At 39.7% G+C, this 20,983-nt stretch carries 25 protein-coding genes, 1 tRNA gene and 1 pseudogene; 13 read left to right on the top strand and 14 right to left on the bottom strand.

Annotated features, from left to right (window positions below; translation table 11 throughout):
* Window positions 1–198 (bottom strand): hypothetical protein, encoded by a 198-nt coding sequence (locus tag IJ00_RS09540; protein ID WP_144416020.1) that lies wholly within the window; start codon window positions 196–198, stop codon window positions 1–3.
* Window positions 199–481: 283 nt separating this feature from the next.
* Here IJ00_RS09540 and IJ00_RS09545 point away from each other — a divergent pair, with 283 nt between their 5' ends.
* The 7 genes from IJ00_RS09545 to IJ00_RS28905 are packed head-to-tail and all read left to right on the top strand — an operon-like array spanning window position 482 to window position 4,189.
* Window positions 482–1,168, top strand: coding sequence for a hypothetical protein (locus IJ00_RS09545; protein WP_035152440.1), 687 nt, complete (start codon window positions 482–484; stop codon window positions 1,166–1,168).
* 44 nt (window positions 1,169–1,212) lie between these two features.
* The gene (locus IJ00_RS09550; protein ID WP_144416021.1) at window positions 1,213–1,398 is read left to right on the top strand and encodes a hypothetical protein; all 186 of its coding nucleotides are present in this window, start codon (window positions 1,213–1,215) and stop codon (window positions 1,396–1,398) included.
* Window positions 1,382–1,774 (top strand): hypothetical protein, encoded by a 393-nt coding sequence (locus tag IJ00_RS09555; RefSeq protein ID WP_035152445.1) that lies wholly within the window; start codon window positions 1,382–1,384, stop codon window positions 1,772–1,774. Before IJ00_RS09550 ends, IJ00_RS09555 begins: the two co-directional genes overlap by 17 nt.
* Window positions 1,775–3,343, top strand: coding sequence for a hypothetical protein (locus tag IJ00_RS09560; RefSeq protein ID WP_035152448.1), 1,569 nt, complete (start codon window positions 1,775–1,777; stop codon window positions 3,341–3,343).
* Window positions 3,344–3,348: 5 nt separating this feature from the next.
* Window positions 3,349–3,750, top strand: a complete 402-nt coding sequence (locus IJ00_RS09565) for a hypothetical protein (protein WP_035152452.1) — start codon at window positions 3,349–3,351, stop codon at window positions 3,748–3,750.
* Window positions 3,747–4,022 (top strand): hypothetical protein, encoded by a 276-nt coding sequence (locus IJ00_RS09570; RefSeq protein WP_035152454.1) that lies wholly within the window; start codon window positions 3,747–3,749, stop codon window positions 4,020–4,022. Before IJ00_RS09565 ends, IJ00_RS09570 begins: the two co-directional genes overlap by 4 nt.
* Entirely contained in the window at window positions 4,019–4,189 is a 171-nt protein-coding gene (locus tag IJ00_RS28905) for a hypothetical protein (protein WP_168163453.1), read from the top strand. Before IJ00_RS09570 ends, IJ00_RS28905 begins: the two co-directional genes overlap by 4 nt.
* Window positions 4,190–4,487: 298 nt before the next feature.
* Here IJ00_RS28905 and IJ00_RS09575 read toward each other — a convergent pair whose 3' ends face one another.
* From IJ00_RS09575 to IJ00_RS09595, 6 genes and pseudogenes are all read right to left on the bottom strand, one after another.
* Window positions 4,488–5,075, bottom strand: coding sequence for an IS630 family transposase (locus IJ00_RS09575; protein ID WP_339366987.1), 588 nt, complete (start codon window positions 5,073–5,075; stop codon window positions 4,488–4,490).
* A complete protein-coding gene (locus IJ00_RS09580) occupies window positions 5,060–5,560 on the bottom strand; it encodes a helix-turn-helix domain-containing protein (RefSeq protein WP_035152459.1) in 501 nt (166 codons plus the stop codon). Before IJ00_RS09580 ends, IJ00_RS09575 begins: the two co-directional genes overlap by 16 nt.
* Before the next feature lie 328 nt (window positions 5,561–5,888).
* The gene (locus IJ00_RS09585) at window positions 5,889–8,363 is read right to left on the bottom strand and encodes an S-layer family protein (protein WP_046814777.1); all 2,475 of its coding nucleotides are present in this window, start codon (window positions 8,361–8,363) and stop codon (window positions 5,889–5,891) included.
* Between the two features lie 157 nt (window positions 8,364–8,520).
* Window positions 8,521–8,802: pseudogene (locus tag IJ00_RS29640) on the bottom strand (S-layer family protein); the annotation flags it as partial.
* Between the two features lie 391 nt (window positions 8,803–9,193).
* Window positions 9,194–9,266, bottom strand: a tRNA-Phe gene (locus tag IJ00_RS09590).
* A 75-nt stretch (window positions 9,267–9,341) separates the two neighbouring features.
* Window positions 9,342–10,205, bottom strand: a complete 864-nt coding sequence (locus IJ00_RS09595) for a metal ABC transporter permease (protein ID WP_035152461.1) — start codon at window positions 10,203–10,205, stop codon at window positions 9,342–9,344.
* Between the two features lie 192 nt (window positions 10,206–10,397).
* Here IJ00_RS09595 and IJ00_RS09600 point away from each other — a divergent pair, with 192 nt between their 5' ends.
* Window positions 10,398–10,718: a helix-turn-helix transcriptional regulator gene (locus tag IJ00_RS09600; protein WP_035158786.1), complete on the top strand. Its 321-nt coding sequence runs from the start codon at window positions 10,398–10,400 to the stop codon at window positions 10,716–10,718.
* A gap of 25 nt (window positions 10,719–10,743) precedes the next feature.
* Here the strand turns inward: IJ00_RS09600 and IJ00_RS09605 are convergent, their stop codons facing one another.
* Together IJ00_RS09605 and IJ00_RS09610 are read right to left on the bottom strand one after the other, a co-directional pair.
* Window positions 10,744–11,481, bottom strand: coding sequence for a metal ABC transporter ATP-binding protein (locus tag IJ00_RS09605; protein WP_035152463.1), 738 nt, complete (start codon window positions 11,479–11,481; stop codon window positions 10,744–10,746).
* A gap of 495 nt (window positions 11,482–11,976) precedes the next feature.
* On the bottom strand, window positions 11,977–12,990 hold the full coding sequence (locus IJ00_RS09610; protein ID WP_035158787.1) for a metal ABC transporter solute-binding protein, Zn/Mn family: 1,014 nt from the start codon (window positions 12,988–12,990) through the stop codon (window positions 11,977–11,979).
* Window positions 12,991–13,302: 312 nt separating this feature from the next.
* Between IJ00_RS09610 and IJ00_RS09615 the strand changes: the two genes are divergently transcribed.
* Window positions 13,303–14,931, top strand: a complete 1,629-nt coding sequence (locus IJ00_RS09615) for an iron uptake porin (RefSeq protein WP_035152465.1) — start codon at window positions 13,303–13,305, stop codon at window positions 14,929–14,931.
* Window positions 14,932–15,247: 316 nt separating this feature from the next.
* Here the strand turns inward: IJ00_RS09615 and IJ00_RS09620 are convergent, their stop codons facing one another.
* Both IJ00_RS09620 and IJ00_RS09625 read right to left on the bottom strand, forming a co-directional pair.
* Window positions 15,248–15,433 carry a PEP-CTERM sorting domain-containing protein gene (locus tag IJ00_RS09620; RefSeq protein ID WP_035152467.1) on the bottom strand — a complete coding sequence of 62 codons (186 nt, stop codon included), beginning with the start codon at window positions 15,431–15,433 and terminating at the stop codon, window positions 15,248–15,250.
* Between the two features lie 9 nt (window positions 15,434–15,442).
* Window positions 15,443–16,042: a hypothetical protein gene (locus tag IJ00_RS09625; protein WP_035152468.1), complete on the bottom strand. Its 600-nt coding sequence runs from the start codon at window positions 16,040–16,042 to the stop codon at window positions 15,443–15,445.
* A gap of 517 nt (window positions 16,043–16,559) precedes the next feature.
* Between IJ00_RS09625 and IJ00_RS09630 the strand changes: the two genes are divergently transcribed.
* From IJ00_RS09630 to IJ00_RS09635, 3 genes are all read left to right on the top strand, one after another.
* Window positions 16,560–17,687 carry a PIN domain-containing protein gene (locus tag IJ00_RS09630; RefSeq protein WP_052754435.1) on the top strand — a complete coding sequence of 376 codons (1,128 nt, stop codon included), beginning with the start codon at window positions 16,560–16,562 and terminating at the stop codon, window positions 17,685–17,687.
* Window positions 17,688–17,945: 258 nt separating this feature from the next.
* The gene (locus tag IJ00_RS28295; RefSeq protein WP_144416101.1) at window positions 17,946–18,104 is read left to right on the top strand and encodes a type II toxin-antitoxin system HicA family toxin; all 159 of its coding nucleotides are present in this window, start codon (window positions 17,946–17,948) and stop codon (window positions 18,102–18,104) included.
* Window positions 18,104–18,313, top strand: coding sequence for a type II toxin-antitoxin system HicB family antitoxin (locus IJ00_RS09635; RefSeq protein ID WP_035152469.1), 210 nt, complete (start codon window positions 18,104–18,106; stop codon window positions 18,311–18,313). The genes IJ00_RS28295 and IJ00_RS09635 overlap by 1 nt, the downstream gene beginning before the upstream one ends.
* 85 nt (window positions 18,314–18,398) lie before the next feature.
* Here IJ00_RS09635 and IJ00_RS09640 read toward each other — a convergent pair whose 3' ends face one another.
* Window positions 18,399–18,725 (bottom strand): type II toxin-antitoxin system RelE/ParE family toxin, encoded by a 327-nt coding sequence (locus IJ00_RS09640; RefSeq protein WP_035152471.1) that lies wholly within the window; start codon window positions 18,723–18,725, stop codon window positions 18,399–18,401.
* On the bottom strand, window positions 18,709–18,999 hold the full coding sequence (locus tag IJ00_RS09645; protein ID WP_035152473.1) for a type II toxin-antitoxin system Phd/YefM family antitoxin: 291 nt from the start codon (window positions 18,997–18,999) through the stop codon (window positions 18,709–18,711). The genes IJ00_RS09640 and IJ00_RS09645 overlap by 17 nt, the downstream gene beginning before the upstream one ends.
* 274 nt (window positions 19,000–19,273) lie before the next feature.
* Between IJ00_RS09645 and IJ00_RS09650 the strand changes: the two genes are divergently transcribed.
* On the top strand, window positions 19,274–20,080 hold the full coding sequence (locus IJ00_RS09650; protein ID WP_201782679.1) for an SWIM zinc finger domain-containing protein: 807 nt from the start codon (window positions 19,274–19,276) through the stop codon (window positions 20,078–20,080).
* Window positions 20,081–20,265: 185 nt separating this feature from the next.
* Here IJ00_RS09650 and IJ00_RS09655 read toward each other — a convergent pair whose 3' ends face one another.
* The gene (locus tag IJ00_RS09655; RefSeq protein WP_035152474.1) at window positions 20,266–20,889 is read right to left on the bottom strand and encodes a TetR/AcrR family transcriptional regulator; all 624 of its coding nucleotides are present in this window, start codon (window positions 20,887–20,889) and stop codon (window positions 20,266–20,268) included.
* Between the last annotated feature and the right edge of the window lie 94 nt (window positions 20,890–20,983).

Here is a 20,983-nt window from a genome sequence, read left to right on the forward strand (position 1 = left end):
TCACACATCAGCCTCAGAAATGTTTTCCTGACCGTATAACTCTCTAAGTAGGTGCAAGCGTTCTCTAAATATTTGTCTCTCCACATCCTGGGGAGACATTTTTAATTCATTTGCTAACCGATTAATTAATCTTTTCTGAGGTCGATAGTGATATTTTCTCTTTTTTCCATACTGTCTTGAAGATTTGCGCTTAAGCATTAAGCGTTTACACAGTGTACCAAGAAGAGGGAAGCATTTTATTTCCATAATTTCACGGTTGACTCTTAATAAGAATAATAGTCACTATCACAAATTCTAAATTTTAAATATTTCATCATTTTAGCCCTAAAAGCTTAGTAATATTTTGAGACCCCTACGGGTTTTAAATAGTATTGCAACTATGCTCAAACCTAGGCTAAATAAGACTTAACTGTAATTTTATCAGTTGCAAATTTACTAGAAATCGCTATACTTCAGCTAAACAGTATTTTCTAACGCAGATATGCCAAGTTACACCAGAGATAAGAAACGCGATCAATTAACTTACGTCCCAGTTAATGACATCCTACTTTATGGATTTAAAACGAAAGATTTATCTTCAATAGCTGGAGTTAGTCTGGCAACTTTGCAGGATAAATTGGGACACGTACCATCTCAAGCAGCAGCAGCTTTAACTGGGAAAATTCTTGTATTAGGTGCAAACGCGCCAAAACCACCTAGAGTTACCAAAAAAATTGCTAATGCTAGCGCGGCTGCACAACAATCAGTTTCAACTTTTTGTAGTAAAGCTACGCTGGCTCTTGCCATGCAGGATGGTTGGACTGTTAGTAATAGGGGTAGAGGGGTAATTTTAACTGCTCCCTCAGCTGCTAAACCGCAGCAAACTGCGATCGCCACTTTATCGGATGGGACTCTCTACTGCTTCTCTATGAATAAAGAGGATTTTACTTCCTTCAGTACGGATTTAGGATTACAAGGCTCAGGTGGAGTCACAAGCGATACGGAGCGGCAAAGCCTTGTATTTGGGACTAATATTCCTAAACCTGGAAAAGCTAAAAAAGTACTACCAACTGGTGCTACTTTCACTTCCTACTACTCGACTGATAAAGCTGGAAGCTTGGGAACCGCAGGATTTGGAATATTGACAGAAGAATTAGTCTTAGCGACAGTCCCAGCCCCAGCCCCATGATCATTCTTCCTGGTAGTGAGGCATACGTGGAGACACTTCAATATATGCCTCTTTTTTGGAAACAAGCTGCTAATGAAAAAGGGTGTGCCATCTTTGTATGTCGTCCGGGTTCTGGGGGCTTGCTGGAAGCTATCAACCAGGATGAATATATCGAATATACCGAGGGTGGGGAATATGATGAGCGCCTCCAAGAATTAGAGGAAATAGGATGGGATGACGACACGATCTGATGATATTGGGGTGTGGAATTTCTTGGGAATTATCACCCCTAACTATGATGTGTGGACAAAATTCCCTACCACCGCCACAGGTGCTAACGCGACTCTCAGGGCGACTTATATCTGTGGCGATTTTTCTAAAATTCGTTCTTGGTGCTGGCTTAGACCCAGATACCAAACGGCAAACACCGATCAGGTAGGGCAAGCTATCCGGCTTTACCCTTCACCCAATAAACAGATAATAGAAGTTCCTATTCCCCAAGATTTTCAGGATAGAAGCGTTTACTATCGTGATTTTGAAGTACGGAAAAACTCACGATATATTCGCTACATTGGCAGGAACCCGGATATAATTTGGCAAATTCAGCTAGAGGAATTGTGGGGATAAATGGGGGCTGCTGATATTGTTAGGAGCGAATTGATTTCTACAGTTAAAAGAAGTTCGATTGCTCAAAATGGCAAACGAATTTTTAAATCCTCCAATCAAGACGCACTCAAAGATGAAGATGGAAACATCATTGGCTGGCTGTGGAATGCTGCGGGTAGATTTCTGGGAATAGTTGGGAATGTATTTAAGTTAATTGGGGTTGGGTTTGCCACACTATGGGGCTTGTTTGTTTCTACTGTCCAGTACGTTTACAATTTCAATTGGAATGTTACAGATACAGAAATTGACAATCAAATCAAAGCTACATGGAATACCTTGGGTGGTCTACTTGGTGGAACACTAGGAAACGCCTTTGGATATTTAGCCTGTGGGGTCGTTCCCGGTGCTTTGATATTTGCTTTTAATGAACCATTGGGAGCTTATTTGCTTAAAAATGTCAGTGAGGAATTTGCAGAAGAATTAGTCGGTAATATGACTAATTTGATTAATTACACTTTTCGCGCTGCGGTGCAATCTTTGATTCTGTGGGGCTTTAAAAATCTTCGCAAATTCATTAAAGCAAGGGCGGAATTAATTGGGAGAATTTTTGGAGCGAATGCAGAAAAAATAGTTAGGGCTTGGGGTTCCCAAGGAAGTAAACCCTGGTCATTTGCTAAAGCGGTAGATGATGCTGTCGAATCAATTCCTAATGAATTTGTGAAAAATTTTGTTGAGGAATTTTTGGAGGAAGCTTGGGATGGATGTGTTGAAGCTGGCTATGTGATAGCCAACAGTCTTGATAGTTGGGTGTTACAACAAAAAGTTGCCCAACAACAAAATTTAGTATTAGGAAAACAGAGATATGTAGAAATTCAACCTGATAGAAGCAACAACAGAGAACGGATAATTTTAGCGGGACCACAGGAACCTTTAAAAACAACAATTGTTCAAACTTTATCCAATTACCAATTAATGGATAACAAGGACGTTGGGACATTGATAGGAATGCCTGCGGATGACTACTTGAGAGCAAAACCTCAGTCAGTCCGTTTAGTTATTACTTTTTATTCAGTAAAACAGCCACCATGGAATAATCCAAATGGAATATTAACCCGTGCTACTTATTCCGTACCCGATGTCAAACGTAGCAAGCTTGACTGGCAAACAATTAAAACTGCTTGTGGTGGGGTGAACGGGTATATGTGGGGGCGATTTCGCGCTACTGGCATTCTTTCCAATGGAAGACAGATGCAGGTTTTAGGAGCTTCTGGAGCCGAAGCTGAGGAAAGACTTATTGCCTTGTTAACCTTGTCTGAGGCTACTTTGATAAAAAAACCAACGATTTCAGAGGATAGAGGTGAGGACAACCAAGGGCGTTACCTCAAGCAAGCAACTCGTATATATCCGGCATTTTTTACCATCATGAATCAGTACAAAGTACCAGGGGCAAGGGGAAGTGGAGCGCCGTTAAATGATGGATTGTATAAGCGGAAATTTGAGAGACTGGCTTTATGGACAGAACAAAAACCGATTAATTTCGAGGAAAGTATTCAAGAATTAATGCGTAGACCTGGAGCAGAACAAACTTAGAACTTATGGAAATATATTTAAATTCCGGATTTGATTTAGAATCTTCTGTGAATGCGGCTTGGGAACAAAGTCAGCAAAGGAAAAATGCTTGGTTACAAAGTAAGCAACAGGTAGAGAATCAGGTCAGTGCTTTGTATGCAAATAATTTTCAAGCTGATTTAAACGCTTGTTTATCTCAAGAAATACAAAGATGTTTGTCCGTTATATTAATTCCTGCAAGCTCGTGGATGGAAACTTCCGCAGAAATTGAATACCTAGGACATAAATTATTAATTTCTCGGAAATATTTTGATGAGGGAATGATTTGGGTAATTCTTGATGATAATAATGTTCAAACAACTTGTTCTTCTGAGAATTTTAAATCTCATCTTTTGTGGCGATTATCTTTAATTAAATTTGCTCAATGAAATTCGATATTTCCACTCTTACTTCTTTTGGTAGTTTGCTTATTGCGGCTTCTACTACTTTTGCAGGAGCCTTGCTGTGGTACGTGAACTCTGAGAAGAAAAAGTACGCAGCAGAAAGAGACTTTGCCCATTTGAAGCGTAACCAGGAGCAGATTCAACAAGGAATAGTTCAAATTTTGGATGAGCTAGATGGACGATTTGACCGAGTGGAACGGGATGTTTTGGAGATTAAGGCAAAGATGCATTTACCCATTCACAAGGACGAGAAATGAGAATAATTGAGCGGTTAAGCGTTCGGTCTGTAGTGGTGGTTGTCTTGGTTCTGGGTGGCTTAGGTCTGGCTATCCTGGATAAGGATTTCCGTCCGTTGTTTGGCGATTTAGCCAAGGTGGGTATTGGTGGCTATCTTGGACAACTTGTACCTAAACAGAGAGAATAAATTCAGAGGTCTTGATTATTTGCGCCATTTGGTGAGCAATCCATCTGTGTCCACCTAACCCGACTTTTTGCAATCCCTACAACTTTTGTCCTGTACTTAGGTGCCATCTAATGTTATCCCTCTTTTGTTACTACGAGGAGAGAAAAAGATAGTCCCTACTCTGAAAGCTAAACAAAATAATGGATTGTGCGATCGCATCCTAATTTTGTCATCTAAATCGCCTTGTTGAAAATAGACGTAAAAATAGGGGTTTAAGATTATTATCTTCCTAAAGTAACAAAAGAGGGGTTATACCAATTCACGAAAAGCCTGATACAAATAAAGCATCAAGAATAAAATCCCAACCTGTGATGGAAGCAACAATTGATGTGTTTAATTGTGCCAACCGATTCCAGATAAATTCTCTTAATTCATCTAAACTTGGGAAGCTTTCCCAAGTTAAATGCCTTTTAACTTCTTCCCACAATCTCTCTATGGGATTAACTTGAGGTGTATGTGGAGGTTGAAATAACAAAACTATGTTTTCTGGTACTTTCAGATGCTGGCTTAAATGAAAAGCTCCATTATCTAACTGAAGAATATGAATATCTTGAGCATAAGTCTGTGAGAATTTTTCTAAAAAAATATTGAAACAGGCTGTATTTAAATGAGAGAATTCCCAGATAAAATACTCTCCAGTTAATGGTTCCACTAATCCATATAAATAAAAATTATCCCGCTTCCATTGCATAATGCCGATGGGCTTAACTCCTTTTTTAGTAATTAGTCTCCCAGCTTCAGTCTTCAATCCCACACGGCTTTCGTCCCCACACCAATATCTAATTGTTTTTTGTCTATCTACTGGTGCTATGACGTGTTTTTTTATTACTTCTAAGTATTGTGGCAGTTTTTTTTAAATTCTAATTCTGCTTCGCTATCGTATTTTATACCTACTGCTCGCGGCACTTTTAGCTTTGCTTTCATTTGATAGCGCACTGTATCGTGTACTACTTTATATGATGCTTCTATCCCTTCTACTGCTTTTAACCATGTTCGTATTTCCTCATAACTTTTGAATCCCTCCGATTCTTGAAGCTCTTTGTCTAGCTGCTCTCTTACTTGTAAGCTAATTATTGCTGGTCGCCCTGGACTCTTTTTCGTTGTTAATAGACCCTTAATCCCTGACTCTTGATACTCTTTCAACCATCTTTGTACCGTTACCCTTGCCCTTCCTACTACCACCGCTACGTCTTGTATTGTTTTCACCTGTCCTATTTTCAGTAAATACAAAGCTTGAATCCGTTCGAGATTTGATGCTGTTTTTTGTTTTCTCAGCAGTTCATGTAATTCCTCTACTGACTCTGTTATTTCTACTTTGGTGACTCCAGCCATCTTTGCTTGCTCATATTTATTCCTTATCTATCTGTATCATATTTTTCGTTAATTGGTATTACTTGTGCAACAACAGGTAAAATCATTCCTGATGCGAGAAATCCTGTTGTCAATATAGATGCGAATATGTTAGTTTTCCAGTTATTTTATATCGTAATTCCTCCCATCACCTAATGCTCCCTTTTATGACTTTAGTTCCTTAGATTTAAAATTCCCCAAATCCCATGATTTTTAATACTATGATTTTTTGGGAAACAGGGAAAGTTGTTTCTCCTCCAGTTGCTAGATTAATAGAAAAAATACTGATAATTGGATTTATGTTTTGATGTTATTTGGTTATCCCGGAGCAGCTTAATGTTTGCACTGGAGTGGAAGATTTAGCTGCAACTAATTCCACTTTTCCTTGGGCATTTCTTCGCCAGGATGTGGCTTGAATAAGGGTTTCTGGGGATGGGAGAATTTTGGCTTGTGCTGGTTGGGTTTTGCGGTATGTGGAGATATCACGGATATCTGACCAGGGGCGATCAGTCCTCACTTCTTGATTGGGATTTTCTGGTATTCCACCCCTTCCTGTAGCAACAAAACTACTACCTTGCTTGACATCACAACCACTGGCAATTTGTTGAGATGCATCACTGAGATTTGCTGGTAATTCGATTAAACCCGAATTGGGGTCAACACCAACATTATTAATTTCCACATTTCCGTTGAGATTGAATTGGGAACTGGCGGTAATATCATTGGTGAGGTCAGTTCTGGGAGTGAGAGTATCACGGAATTCTAGACCAATAATTCCTTCGGTTGTGATGTTAATATTGCCGCCCTTACCTTTGAATGCATTGGCAATTATATCGCTATTTTCCAATCCCACAAGGATGGGTGCATTGATGTTGATATTACCCCCGTTCCCATTACCTTGGGCTGTTGCAGTGATTTGGCTACTCTCGCGCAATAGTAACAAATTCCCAACTTGTAAGCCGATGCTACCACCATTGCCGGATGCTGTCTTTGCCTCGATCGCACCTCGATCTTTTAATTGAATGGTATTTGCGATTATGTTGATACTCCCACCATCGCCACTACCTTGATTAGCAACACTCAAAGTTCCACGATCTTTCAGTGTTAGGTTCGGTGTCGTGATGCTTATCTTACCTGCATCAGCTGTCAGTGTATTATCTGGTATGCCAAATAGCTTCTGGGATGCTGGGCTTAGGCGCTGGGCAGACGAGCGAATACGACTATGAGTTGACTGACTGCTACCACTAATTAGGACAGATTCTGTCGCATCGATCCTAATGTTTCCTCCATGACCCGCAAAAAACGAGCTTGCGACAATTTCTCCTCCATCTAGCAGTTGTAACCTGGCAGTATCCAGTGTCAAGGTTTTAGCATTACCTATATTGAAAGTGGTTGAGCTAATTCTCGTACTGATCGGTGAGCCATTCCTGCCTTGCACAATGGTATCCAGGTTGTGAATGATAACTTCACCACTAGAACCCTTACCCTTTGAGATGGAAGACAGTCCCCCACCATTGGATACGAGTAAACTATCGCCATTAACGAAGATATTACCGGCGTTGCCAGCATCGACGGTACTGGTGTTAATCAAACTGCCAGCTGTATTGAGGAGCGAGAAGCCAGATATCTCCAGATTTGTGGCATCGATGTGAATATTGCCACTGGTAGATTTTCCATAAGTGATGCTGTTTAATGTCGCTCCCTGCTGAATGCTCAATCGAGGAGTAATGACACTGATGTTAGCTCCATTTCCACTGCTCAGGGTTTCACTCCGCACCCCGCTAAATGTACCAATTAAATCGATTTCTTCCGATGCCTGAAGATGCAGATTGCCCCCAGGGAGATTACCTAAATTTTTTGCTAGTATCAGCGAACTATTCGTAAATTGAATCTTTTTAGCCTGCACTTGAACGGAACCTGCATTGATTCCACTCACATCTATTAGGGATTTTTGAGCAAGTTGAATATTCCCAAAGCTTTGCCCGTTCTCATAACCCAGTGTATATCCCTGAGTAATTGGTATCAAATTAACCAGTCCTGCACTACCTAAGCTACCCAACTGAATTTGCCCTTGTTCGGCAGTTAGGGTTGCTCCATTCAGATTGAGGTTGCCACCCACCAGCGCCAGAGTTTTTCCAGGTTTTACCCGTAGTTCTGTAGGACTCGGAGTGCGAATACTCGGAGATAGAAGACTGGCGATGGTTGATTTATATCCTGTACCTTGAACGGTCATTGGAGCAGGATTACTACCCATTTGTAGCCCAATTGGTACGCTCATTGTCAACAATGGTGTCGTCTTTGGATTGGCAGCACTAAATTCCACACCATCGCTAAACTTAATACTATTCGCCGTCGTCCCCACAAACGAACCGCTAATATCTAACTTGGCATTTTGTCCAAAGATAATCCCATTGGGATTCATTAAAAATAAACTAACAGCATTATTCGGATTATTATTAATAGTTTTAATTAACCCATCAATATTAGAAATATTTCCACCAGTTACTCGACTAAAGATAGTTGTAATATTAGGCGTATTTACTAAATCAAAGATTGCAGAACCATTTGTAGGTACAGAGAAATTACTGAAACTGTGAAATAAATTATTACCTTGTGCAGTACCATTAATAATTGTAAAAATATTGCCATTGGAGTTGACAATGGTCTTAGTTGTTCCATCTGATGTTACTTGTGCAACCACAGGTAAAATCATTCCTGATGCGAGAAATCCTGTTGTCAAGATAGATGCCAATATGTGAGCTTTCCAGTTATTTTCTATCGTCATTCCCCTCATTACGTAATGCTCCCTTCTATGACTGTAGTTCCTTAGATTTAAAATTCCCCAAATCCCATGATTTCTAACACCATGATTTTTTGAGAAATAGGGAAAGGCTAGTAATAAAGATAGAGAAAATACTGATAATTAGATTTATGTTTTGACGTTATTTTGCTATCCCGGAACAGGTTAATGTTTGCACTGGAGTAGAAGATTTAGCTGCAACTAATTCCACTTTTCCCTGGGCATTGATGCGCCAGGATGTGGCTTGGACAAGAGTTTCTGGGGATGGGAGAATTTTGGCTTGTGCTGGTTGGGTTTTGCGGTATGTGGAGATATCACAGGTATCAGACCAGGGGCGTAGGCTATATAGCCCACCGTAGGTATCGCTCCTGACATCTTGATTGGGATTTTCGGGTATTCCACCCCTTCGTGTAGCGACAAAACTCTAAGTACAGGACAAAAAGGTTGAAAAGAGGAGCGGGGTAGGGTTTCATCAGAATAACTACAATCATCAGAAACTCTTCTCAAAAAAAATGTGCGATGTACAGCGTATTGCAGATGCTATCGATTAAGAAGCAATTTCAAGGTTTTGGCTACAGATAAAGGCAAGGTTTTGGTCAATAAATACCTAGACAAGCTCAAAACCAGTGGATGAAGTGGAAGGAATCGACCGAGCGGAAGGAATTTTAAAACCCAATCATGGGGGCGATCGCCATTAATAAAATTTATCTGTGGTGAGGCGAGCGGGCTAATTTCGGGCTAATTTCGGGCTAAGACCAAAATATTAAGCCCCTAGAGTCAGTGTCTAAACGCTTGAGAGTCTTGTGTAGTAAGGATGCCAGGAACGAGACTTGAACTCGTGACACGAGGATTTTCAGTCCTCTGCTCTACCAACTGAGCTATCCCGGCAAAAACATTTATTCGCAACGATTAATAAATTTAGCAAAAATATTTAGAAGTGTCAACCCCTTTGGGAAATAAAATTCAAGCCTTTTTGGTGATGCGCTTTACCCAAAGGAAAATGATCACAAATACGAGGAACTGTACCAGGACGATGCTGGGTCCAGAGGCAATATTAAAGAACCCGGAAAGGAGGATTCCTCCGATGCTGGTTCCACAACCAATTAAGACGGATGTGAGTAGAAATTTACTGAATTGCTGACTAATTAACTTTCCTGTGGAAGCGGGAATTACGAGGAAAGCGTTGACTAGGAGAGCGCCAACGGCTTTAATTGCCACAGCAACGGCTAAGGACAAGAGGATGATGAATGCATAGCGGTAGAGATGCACCGATACGCCTTGTACCTGTGCTACCGCAGGGTTGAGGGTTAATAGTATTTGTTGGCGCAGGGTAGTAAGTAAAAATACGGCGCTGGTGACTAGGACGATGAGAGTTAGGAATAAGTCTGTTTGGTCGATCGCCAGAATATCGCCAAATAAAACTCCCATCAAATTGCCACGATACCCCTTGATGAAACTGCTAAGGATGACTCCGAAAGCTAGAGATGCAGAGAGAATTATACTCAGGACGCTATCACTACCAAGGTCGGTTTTATCAATGAAGTACAGCACAACTACGCCGAAAATTAGGGTGAAAGGTACTAGCATTCCGGTGGGATTGAACTGTAGAAGTACTCCTAGAGCAACACCTACTAACGCTGCATGACCAACGGCATGACTAAAGAAGGATAATTGGCGTAGGGTGACAAAACAACCTAGTAAACCCCCTAACATTCCCATGAGTACAGCACCAGCGATCGCCCTTTGCATGAAAGGAAATTTCAGCAAATTTACGAAGTCATTGGTTGTTGATAGCAAAATTGTGTAAGAATCATTAAGGACAATCATGTGTAAATAGTGACACCTTATTTTTTGACAGTGTAATTGTGGGTTTTCATTGGGTCATAGCTGCAAATCTAATGTAATTTTGGGGATTCTGAGCATATGTCAGCCACAAATAGTGTTGCCTATACAATGACCAACTCTCTGCTACAACCAGATATTCTTCCATATCATGGAAGATTAGCAAATAATGAGAGTATGGTGGAGCAAATCAGTATCAAAGCGGCTTTGAGTAGCAATAAAGCTCAGAAAATGGCTGAGTTCTTTAGCTTTCTCGGAGATGCAAATCGCCTACGAATTCTTTCTTTGCTTGCGGAAAAAGAATTATGTGTTGGTGATTTAGCTGCTGCTTTGGAAATGAGTGAATCGGCAGTTTCTCACCAATTGAGAAATCTCAGGGTGATGCGTTTAGTGGGTTATCGGAAACAGGGACGACGGGTATTTTATCGTTTGCATGACAGTCATGTTTTATATATTTACCAAGCAGTTGCTGAACATCTTGACGAAAAGGATGAGTAAATGGGGTTTGCGGTAGAGTTCTATCTCAATGTTTGTGTTGATAGCGACTAAAACCAGGACCATAGGTAGCAAGTAGATTTTGGGCAGATAGTGCAATTTCGGGAACTCCACTACAGACGATACTGCGGTTCAAACATAGGACGCGATCGCAATGGTGGCTGACCATATCAATATCATGGGATACTTGCAGCACAGTCCAACCTTCGGCTTGTTTGAGTTCATTTAACAAAGCATAAAAATCTGCTGTACCTTGTGCATCTACCCCCGCAAACGCTTCATCTAAAACTAAGAGTTTTCTTGTCATCACTAGGCAGTAAGCTAATAAAACTCGCTTCATTTGACCACCACTTAAAGAACCAATTGCTTGGTTGCGTAAATGATAGGTATCTGTACGATGTAAAGCTTGGGTAATTGATACTGCTTTATCTTTTCTTTGTTCTCCCACCCACCCTAATCCGACTAATTCACCCACAGAGAGGGGAAAAGTACGGTCAAAAATAAAATTTTGAGGAATATACCCTAGTTGGTGACGTAAGTTTCCTAAACGAGAAACTGGACGACCAAATATTTCGACAGAACCACTACTGCGGGGAATTAAATCTAAGATTGCCTGCACTAAAGTACTTTTACCAGCACCGTTAGGTCCCACTATTGCTGTATTTGTTTGTGCTAATAAAGTAAATGTAATATCATCTAAAGCTAAATAGTTTCCTTGATATACAGATAGCCCTTCTACTTTCACAATCGGATATGCGTCATTCATTATTGATTTTTTCTTGCTAAATATGGAATAGCTTTACTCCTTTGATAACGAGGAAGTAGGACTATTGAAAGTTTACGAAAAGGTAATTTGAGCTATTTTTTCAAAATACCAATATTGATGAGGATTATCAAATCATCCCTGGGATAATCTCAGAACATTTGATTGATTGTTAACCATTTTTTGATGATTGATTCTCCATAATATGGTGGTAGGTTATTATCCCATAAAATTCCCTGTAAATACCTGAATTTATATAATTTTTGAGCGTATTTCTCCGTGAGAAAATATTTTGAATCATCATGATACAGGTAAGTTCATGATAGCTATTTTAACAACTGCAACTCTCGTATTTTTCACAAAACGGTAGGGGCGGGTTCATGAGATATTTGTGAATGATTGAAGCATATCTGAAAACTCGCCCTTACACCCTCTGGACTGAGGTTTCATAAACAGACGTGAGAAATCTGGGAACCATATCATGAAAGTTGTAAAGCGTCATTTACAAGCATTAGATAAAGTTTGTAAATTGTTCTTCATTCCCTGGAAATAATAGTCAGGGTTTTCTTCTCCTTTTTCTAAGGGGTCTAATATCTGCATATCTAGTTTTAAATCTGTGGAAAGGCTTTTGAGTAATTTATTATCTACTCCTGGTTCGCTAAATAGGGCTTTCACTTGGTATTTTTTGACTACTTTTACCGTATTTTGAATATCTTTTGGTGTGAGTTGGTCTTCTGGTAGTTCTACCACGGCAACTTGCTTAATGCTGTAGCGTTTTGCTAAATAAGGATAGGCATCATGGAAGGTAATAAAAGTACAATTAGGTGTTTTTTGTAATGTCTGTTGAAACTCACTATCCAAATTAGTTAATTTTTCGATGTATGCTTTTGCATTTGCTTCGTAGGTTGATTTATTTGTTGGATCCGCAACGATTAAACCATCCCGAATGTTTGTGACTTGTTGTTTCACTAGTACCGGATCTAACCAGACGTGGGGATTACCTTCTGCATGATCATGATCATGGTCTTTTTTTTCTGTTGCGGTTTTTTCTACGGGGGAAATTTCATCTAGGGGTTTAATCCCTTTACTCGCATCTATTTCCGTTAATTTACTATTCTGGGCATTTTTCACTGTATCTTTGAGAAATTCCTCTAAACCTAAACCATTTTTTACCAAAACATTTGCTGTGGCGATCGCCTTCACATTTTCTGGTGTCGCTTGATACTCGTGTATTTCCGTGCCCGGTGGAACTAAAATTTCGACATTGGCAACATCTCCGGTGACTGCTTTAGTAAACCAGTACATCGGTAGAAAGGTTGTCACCACTTTGATTTTATTACCCTGGGGTGAGGGAGTAGAGACTACTTCCTGAGACGATGGTGTTTTTTCCGTGGTATTAGCCTGATTTTTGTTCGATTCACTACAACTAGTTACGAGAGTCATTAAAGTAATGAAAGTGAGAATGAGAGTATTTCCATACCTATTAATACTTTTACCTTTTATACGACACATTGTCATAGTTATTTCTCCTGGATTTTTCAGATAAATTGATTACCACAATTGATGGAAACCGTTATTCCTATCTTTTTAAAACTATGGTAATAATATTCATTATCACTGTATAGTGGTGCATAGGTGACTTTAACTAACAAAAGATTTTCTTAAGAATATTCTGAATATATCTAGAGTAAAAAGTTACAAGACATTGACACAATGACATTTTCGATACAATTCTTGAGAATTATAGGAACTAACTGCTAAATTACTTGAGAATAGTTTTTAACAATCTTGTGTCAGCCAAAATTTGAGTGTGAGGTGGATGAAATGCACAAACAATGGCAATCTTTATTTAGTCAACCCAAGATTTTGGGGGCAATATTTGTAGCCGCTTCTACTCCTTGGTTGTCAGCAAAACCAGCGATCGCCGAAGGTGCGACTTACCAAAGTATTGCCCAAACTCAAGCCGATGGGAACAAAAATCAGATAATTGCCCAAGTCACATCCGTATCACAACTTTCCGACGTGCAGCCCACGGATTGGGCATTTCAAGCTTTACAATCCTTGGTAGAACGGTATGGATGTATTGCGGGATACCCCAACGGCACTTATCGTGGTCAAAGGGCAATGACGCGCTATGAGTTTGCCGCAGGTTTAAATGCTTGCTTGAACCGCGTGAATGAGCTAATTGCCACAGCAACTGCGGATTTGGTGAAAAGAGAAGACTTAGATGCTTTGCGTCGTTTACAGGAAGAATTCGCCGCCGAATTGGCAACTTTGCGGGGTCGGGTAGATGCTTTAGAAGCGCGTACCGCAGAGTTAGAAGCAAACCAATTTTCCACAACCACGAAATTAGAAGGTGAGTTAGTGGCAGTGGTTGCCGATGCTTTCGGAAATAATGATCAGAATAATACCAATTTTGGAGCCAGAGCCAGGGTTAATTTTGTCACCAGCTTTACAGGTGAAGATACCCTGTATACTCGGATTCAAGCGAATAATTTGTTATCTCCAGATATTGGCACACCGGAAGGTAGTTTATTTTTTGCTGGGGATGAGGGGACAACCGATGCTTTTATTGATGCTTTGTGGTACAAGTTTCCCCTAGGTAAAAGTACAGAAGTGATTGCGATCGCCAATGCAGGTGCAGCAGATGATGTCACTAACACAGTTAATATTTTTGATGGTGACGGTGCAACAGGTGCTTTATCCACCTTTGGAACTCGCAACCCCATATATTATCAAATGGATGGCGCAGGTTTAGGGGTGACACAGAACTTTGGGAAAACTTTTGCTCTGAGTTTGGCATATTTAGCTAGTGAAGCAAATAACCCCCAACAGAAAAGTGGTTTATTTGACGGTCCCTACGGTGCATTGGCACAATTAACATTTACCCCTAGCGATCGCCTCACCATCGGTTTGACCTATATCAATGCATATAATCAGGAATTAGGAGCAGGTAGCAACCGCGCAAACCCTATTAGCTTCTTTAATTCTAACTTTGACTTTGACTTGAACGGGGAACCCGATGAGTTGAACGTTCCCTTTTCGAGTAATTCCTACGGATTGCAAGCATCCTTCCAAGTCAGTGAGAAATTTGTCCTCGGCGGCTGGGTTGGTTATACTAATGCTCGAAATACTTCCAGTAAGGGTGGTTTAGTAGACCGGGGAACTCTAGATATTTGGAATTGGGCGGTAACTTTGGGATTCCCAGATTTGGGTAAAAAAGGTAACTTAGCTGGGATTATCTTCGGTATGGAACCTAAAGTCACAGGTTCTACCATTAATGAAATCAGTAAAGACAGAGATACTTCCTACCATATCGAGGCTTTCTACCAGTACAAAGTCTCTGATAATATCAGCATTACTCCTGGAGTGATTTGGCTCACCGCACCAGATCATAACGATACTAATGATAGTGTGGTTATCGGTGCGTTACGTACAACTTTCACTTTTTAAAGATAAATAAATCTGGTTAATCATAATACCAATCCATGAATCATATCATGTTCGCTTGATTACTTATAATTTACCCCACCCGCCTATCGGCACCCTCCCCTTGGCAAGAGGGTACTCTGCGAGAAGCCGCTCCGCGTCTATGGGAAAGGGTCTTTTTATTAACAGTATTTATCCGAACATGATATCAAATAGGACTCTAGGATTACTCAATTGAGAAAAGTGCTAGTAGGAAGTCTCTCCCTAGCACTTTTTGGTAGATGCATGATTTTACCTATCTAAAAATTATCCAACCAACCGATTGCGATGTTCTGCTTTTCTAAGCATTTTTTGCCTTGCGTTTTTTCAACACAGAACCAGCAGTCACTGCACCAAATGCAGTCAAACCAACAATACTTGTAGGTTCAGGAACTTTAGCTAAATCTCCAACAGTATTACGAGTCCGGAAAATGGTATAGCTGGTATTTCCAGAGGTTCCTCTTTTTTGCTTATCAGCAGTCGTCACGTTCAAGAATTAGGCATTTTTGTCAATTCCTGCAATTGTTCCCCATGGTGTGATTCCGTTCAATCCTCGGTTAATTGCTGTCACCCAGTTACCACCTTGAATTTCTTGAGCTAGTTCTCCATTCTTAGGAAGATTTCCCTCAAAGCGATCGCCACTAGCTAAAAAACCTTTATCTCGTTCCGCAACTGGTACAGTATTTGCACGGGCAAAGGGGTTAGCATTTTTACTAATCATATATTCCCAATCTGTTGCCTGACTGAGTAGAGTTTTACCATTGGAGAAGCTAAATTGACCTAACCAAGCTTCATCAACACTCTGATCATCCCAGACAACTAAATACAGGTAATTGGATGTATCTACATTAAAGTTCCAAGTTTCTGGACGTGACCAGTTGAAAGCTCCCTCGCTACCCTTCGCTCCCAGTTCATTACGTCCGACAAAATTCAGAGAGTTACCGCTCTTATCCCCATAAAATAAACCGTAGTGGTTATCTGCGGTGACAGTTGCAGTTCCTGAGAGAGTTGCTGCCATTGCTGCACCAGAATTGGCGATCGCCATCCCACAACTCAGAATTGCACCCGCAACCAAGCTTTTAAATAGTTTAGACATAATCTTCTCTTCCGTTTGTTAAATTTGGTTTGGTTATTCATAGACTTACATAGGGATTGAGTTTCGTGTAGGCTTTGCGACCATATTTTATCCAATCAGAGAATTTTCGCCATGAGCTTGAAGACAAAATAAACTCAGTGGTGAAAATAGTCTCAGAAAAGCACTTTTCCTCTTCAAAAATACGTATTTATCGTGCTTTTTTTGTTCTTATAGTAACTTTTGATACTAGTACTTTCTCAATAAAATAAGTAATATGTTGTTATTTTGTGCTATAATATACTCTATTTGGGCAGTGCTTACGTAAAAAACGATATATCAAGCAAGTATCCTGATATTGCACTTCAGTAATAATATTTAGATAAAAAAGTATAGATTAACGAAGGCGATAATGTTTATTGAGACATATCTGTTGAAGTGCTTTTTGTGGAGCGATCGCTTGACTTGATTTCCAAATAAACCCTGAGATATACTTTTTCGAGTCAGTTTTTACACAACTACGGATGATATACATTTAATCATGAAAATGCGCGAATTATTCTCTGGATATTATTCCCCAACTGAAAATGAATTGAAATATATCTGGAAAGAATGCATTTTTGCTTTTGATGCTAATATACTTTTGAATATTTATCGCTATACCCCTAAAGCAAGAGAAAGATTTCTTGACATTTTAAGGAATCTCAGAGAAAGAATCTGGATTCCGTATCAAGTTGCTTTTGAGTATCAGAAGGAGCGCAATAATGTAATCAGTCAACGATTGAAGGGACATGAAAAATTATTATCAGAGAAATCTGATTGTTTTTCAAAACTTAAAAAAATATTAGATAATCAACACACTTTTTTAGATGATGAAGCTAAAAACGAAATTAAAATCGTTTTAGAACAAGCAGAACGAAAAATAAAGAATGTTATTGATGATGATAAGTTAAAAAATAGCTCAGTAAACTTTGATAAAATTCGTGATTGCTTAGATGAAATACTAGGAGATAATGTTGGTGAAAAGTATAGCTTAGATGACTTACAAAAAAAGTATAAAAAGGCTCAGGAAAGATTCGATAAAAAAATTCCTCCTGGTTATGAGGATAATAAAAAGCAAGAACCAGAAAAATATGGAGATTTTATCATTTGGCAGCAATTAATTGATTACGCTAACTCGCAGAAAAAACCTTTAATTTTCGTGACAGATGACAAAAAAGGAGATTGGTGGTCAATATTAGATGGTGAGATAAAAGGTGTACGCCCAGAATTAGTTCAAGAAATTAAAAATGAAACAGGTGTAGCTTTCTATATGTATACTAATTATAAATTTATGGAGTATGCTGAACGATTTTTAGATCTCCCACATGAACAAGAGGTTATTGATGAAGCAAGAAATATTAATTTAGAAGAAGAAGCTCAAGAAAAAATAGAAATAGCAAAAAATATAGAATACATCTCTGATGTGAAACAATTGGAACAAATAAGTGCTTTGACTGATAAAATTCTATTGCGAAACATTGACTTAGATGCCTTAAAAAAATATCTTAGACAAGATTTGACGACAAGAAATATTAATTTAGATACCTTAAACAAAGATATTAGACAAGACTTGATTAGAAGAAAAATTGAACTAGATATCATTAACAAAGCTATAGGTTTAGTCTGAATACACTTTTATATAGCAGTTTATTCTATTTATTAAAAAATCAATCACCTTTTGAGTGGCAATCAACTCTTCTTGATGCCTAACAGGATGTTATGGAAATATTTTCACTAATTCAAGGTAAGCTTTATTGTTACGTGTACCGAGAGTCATTTTTTCATATCTCCTTGTCTTAATCTGCGTGAATTACAAGATGTGAAGTGAACAAATGAAGCGCGATCGCCCTCCCCATCCTCTCCAGCAGCTGACTATAAACACACGATAAAATCAGGTTTAGTTACAGTCCCAGGGAAATTATCTGATGATTTAGCACCAGGCACTTTCAATAGTATTTTGAAGCAAGCTCAATTGAAAGCAGAGACAAAAGATAGCGAGGAAAAATCCCAAACTGAAGAGCAACAACAAGAGGAAGAAAATTGATGCGTTACGCAATTGTGATTGAAAAAGCAGCAAACAACTATTCAGCTTATGTGCCAGATTTACCTGGATGTGTGGCTACTGGTATGACTGTTCGAGAAGTCAGCCAACAAATAAAAGAAGCTATTGAATTCCATATAGAAGGGTTGCGAGAAGAGGGTTTAATCGTTCCCGAACCAACTACTTTATGTGAGTATGTGGAAGCTTCGTAAGATTTTGCATTTTCTTGGGTTGTATATTGGGAGCAATACCCATAGGATTTAGTACTGCGATCGCCTCAAAATATTTATCCTATACCTACTCGTATTCTTCTTCCCTACCCGTCAATGGTGCTTGCGAACTGTGACGAACATGAAGCACAAAAACAGTCTCTTCCCGAACTTCAAACAAAATTCGATACTTATTTCTTGACTTCCCGTAAATAAGCTGACGAATCTCCTCTGTAAATGTATCGTTTTCAACAGCTAAACCACAACGCAGAGGCTTTTCCTGCAAAGTTGCAATTGTATCCATTAATCCTCGAAACCACTTATCAGCAAATTCTGCATTTTGTTCTCTTAACCAAGAATAAGCCCCATCGATTTCAGTTTTCGCTGTCTGAGTCAATCTAACTTGAAATGCCATATTTTTGCTGCATTTCCTGCTCGAATTCACTCAAAGATGTAGTTCTACCAGCTTCTACATCTTCCAATCCCTTCTTAATCCCCGCTATTGCTTCTAATCTTTCCAACGCATCCAGCAATTTTTGGTAAGATTCGGCATCCTGAACGACGAGTTCGGCTTTTCCGTTGACTGTCAGTACGACAGGTTCTCCTGTCTGCTTCATTTGTTCGATAAATTCCACAGTGTTGCGCTTGAAGCTGGAAAGGGAATGGATGTCTCGACTGATGTTTAGCATAATCGATAGTGCATCAAATTAGCATCAAATTTAATGCTAGCAGATTTGCTTGGTTTTTGGCGATTGGATTGGGCTTGAAGAGGAGATTGTTTGCGATCGCGTTTGTTGAAAGCTATCTGTTGTAGTGCTTTTGATGGGGCGATCGCTTCAAAATATCTATCCTATACCTCAATACGGTTCAGTTAAGGCTAGAAAGCTGATTAGTGATGTGAAATTTCGGAGCTTCTACTCGTTGCCCAGTCCCTCTGTGTTGCGGTTTTTTAGAACGAAACTTTTGGATTTCCTGGAACGCCAAAATCGCTACCCAGAGTATTTAAATCTAGCCTTTGCCGAAGGAATGACGCAGCAATATCTCACCAAACTAGCAGCTTTAGGAAGAATTGACGAAGCCATGTCTGCGGCAAAAACCCAGATGGATAACGCCGAAACTGCCTTTGCTCTAGCTATGGTATTGCGGGACGATGGATACTTGTCAGAAGCACTGGGAATTGCAAGATCGGGATTGCATTTACCTGGAAATTGCACCTACGAATTCGCCACCTGGACGAGTGATTTTGCCCAAGGGATGGGAGATACATCGACTGCGCTAAATGCTAGTATAGTTGCCTTTGAAGCCAAACCATCGTTTCGAGATTATCAAAAAGTCGAACACTTAGCGGCAGAAGCATGGTTACAAATTAAACCAGACTTATTGGAGATTCTGCGGGAGTCGGACAACTGGTATGCAAAGAGTGCCAAAGTTGATATTTTTCTCCATGAAGGGCTAATTGATGAGGCGATCGCAACTGTTCGCAGCGATAGTTATTATGCCTCGGAGTCATTGGAGCGAGTCATGGATGCAGCCATCCCCCACAGTCCTGACTGGGTAATTGTCAAAGCACGACAAATTGCCGAAGAAATTATGAATCAAGGAAAAGCCGATCGCTATGATAATGCGGTTCGATGGTTGAAAAAAGTTAAAGCTGCTTACGTACAATTGGGTAAACAATCCCAATGGTCTGTCTATCGTGCAGAATTGGAAAACATCCACGGACGAAAGCGTAAACTGATGGAATTATTCAAAGGGCTAAATAAAGTATAGGGTGGGCTTTTATTAATTCCTTTGAAGGTTGAGAAAAACATCCAGCAAAATTACCCCATAGCTCCCGGATTTTGTTTATACTGACTTACTTGTGATTGGAAAAGCTCAAGTTGTAGTTGTAAGCTCTGCCTGACTCATCCCTACTTTCTCACGAGCACCGCGCAAATCAATATTTACAAAAATCTTTAACTTGGTAGCGATTCTAAAGGCTTGAAAGCGATCGCATGAGCATCCCCAATCCCCAATGTCTTCAAAATCAATTTGGTAATATGTTCAGGATAATCAGGCTGTGTATGTCCTTCAAGAATACTACGCATAGCCATCAGTCCCGTTCCCAGAATTAAATCGATGGCAGCTTTTTCGTTCTCAATTTGAAAGCGGTTTAAGCGGATACCAGCCTGCAAATCCGTCATTACACCCCTTTCGATTGTTTCACTTAACGGGGCAGCCACCAATCCAATTCGGACAATCACCCACCCCCAAGTCCTATCGCGTATCGACTGATGTAAAAATTGACGAATTGCGATCGCCATCCTTTCGGCTGGGTCATCAATGGTAACAGATTGTGCCCAAATTTTTTGATTCATGTCATCGCTCAACGATGCGGCAACAGCCTTGAGTACATCCTCCCTTGTTTGGAAATAATTATAGAAAGTACCCCTCGCCACTGCCGCTTCCGCAATAATTTCATCAATAGTAACTGCATCCATCTCTTTGCGTGCAAATACCCGATAAGCTGCCTCAATCAGTTTTCTTCGCGTCCGCTCCCGCTTTTCCAAACCAATTGATGCTCGACGTGATGGTTCCATATTTCAGAGATGAAGATAGCTATGAAGTCAATTATAACTTTCAATTGACACTATTATCAAAATGACGCTAGCATCAAACTGACATTATTGTCAT

It is taken from the genome of Calothrix sp. 336/3 (assembly GCF_000734895.2).
Taxonomy (GTDB): Bacteria; Cyanobacteriota; Cyanobacteriia; order Cyanobacteriales; family Nostocaceae; genus 336-3.

What these genes read in the sequence shown, in the direction of transcription:
- IJ00_RS09540 (WP_144416020.1), bottom strand. Translation starts at nt 198, where the DNA reads ATGCTTAAGCGCAAATCTTCAAGACAGTATGGAAAAAAGAGAAAATAT.
- IJ00_RS09545 (WP_035152440.1), top strand. Translation starts at nt 482, where the DNA reads ATGCCAAGTTACACCAGAGATAAGAAACGCGATCAATTAACTTACGTC.
- IJ00_RS09550 (WP_144416021.1), top strand. Translation starts at nt 1,213, where the DNA reads ATGCCTCTTTTTTGGAAACAAGCTGCTAATGAAAAAGGGTGTGCCATC.
- IJ00_RS09555 (WP_035152445.1), top strand. Translation starts at nt 1,382, where the DNA reads ATGACGACACGATCTGATGATATTGGGGTGTGGAATTTCTTGGGAATT.
- IJ00_RS09560 (WP_035152448.1), top strand. Translation starts at nt 1,775, where the DNA reads ATGGGGGCTGCTGATATTGTTAGGAGCGAATTGATTTCTACAGTTAAA.
- IJ00_RS09565 (WP_035152452.1), top strand. Translation starts at nt 3,349, where the DNA reads ATGGAAATATATTTAAATTCCGGATTTGATTTAGAATCTTCTGTGAAT.
- IJ00_RS09570 (WP_035152454.1), top strand. Translation starts at nt 3,747, where the DNA reads ATGAAATTCGATATTTCCACTCTTACTTCTTTTGGTAGTTTGCTTATT.
- IJ00_RS28905 (WP_168163453.1), top strand. Translation starts at nt 4,019, where the DNA reads ATGAGAATAATTGAGCGGTTAAGCGTTCGGTCTGTAGTGGTGGTTGTC.
- IJ00_RS09580 (WP_035152459.1), bottom strand. Translation starts at nt 5,560, where the DNA reads ATGGCTGGAGTCACCAAAGTAGAAATAACAGAGTCAGTAGAGGAATTA.
- IJ00_RS09585 (WP_046814777.1), bottom strand. Translation starts at nt 8,363, where the DNA reads ATGACGATAGAAAATAACTGGAAAGCTCACATATTGGCATCTATCTTG.
- IJ00_RS09595 (WP_035152461.1), bottom strand. Translation starts at nt 10,205, where the DNA reads ATGATTGTCCTTAATGATTCTTACACAATTTTGCTATCAACAACCAAT.
- IJ00_RS09600 (WP_035158786.1), top strand. Translation starts at nt 10,398, where the DNA reads ATGGTGGAGCAAATCAGTATCAAAGCGGCTTTGAGTAGCAATAAAGCT.
- IJ00_RS09605 (WP_035152463.1), bottom strand. Translation starts at nt 11,481, where the DNA reads ATGAATGACGCATATCCGATTGTGAAAGTAGAAGGGCTATCTGTATAT.
- IJ00_RS09610 (WP_035158787.1), bottom strand. Translation starts at nt 12,990, where the DNA reads ATGTGTCGTATAAAAGGTAAAAGTATTAATAGGTATGGAAATACTCTC.
- IJ00_RS09615 (WP_035152465.1), top strand. Translation starts at nt 13,303, where the DNA reads ATGCACAAACAATGGCAATCTTTATTTAGTCAACCCAAGATTTTGGGG.
- IJ00_RS09625 (WP_035152468.1), bottom strand. Translation starts at nt 16,042, where the DNA reads ATGTCTAAACTATTTAAAAGCTTGGTTGCGGGTGCAATTCTGAGTTGT.
- IJ00_RS09630 (WP_052754435.1), top strand. Translation starts at nt 16,560, where the DNA reads ATGAAAATGCGCGAATTATTCTCTGGATATTATTCCCCAACTGAAAAT.
- IJ00_RS09635 (WP_035152469.1), top strand. Translation starts at nt 18,104, where the DNA reads ATGCGTTACGCAATTGTGATTGAAAAAGCAGCAAACAACTATTCAGCT.
- IJ00_RS09640 (WP_035152471.1), bottom strand. Translation starts at nt 18,725, where the DNA reads ATGGCATTTCAAGTTAGATTGACTCAGACAGCGAAAACTGAAATCGAT.
- IJ00_RS09645 (WP_035152473.1), bottom strand. Translation starts at nt 18,999, where the DNA reads ATGCTAAACATCAGTCGAGACATCCATTCCCTTTCCAGCTTCAAGCGC.
- IJ00_RS09655 (WP_035152474.1), bottom strand. Translation starts at nt 20,889, where the DNA reads ATGGAACCATCACGTCGAGCATCAATTGGTTTGGAAAAGCGGGAGCGG.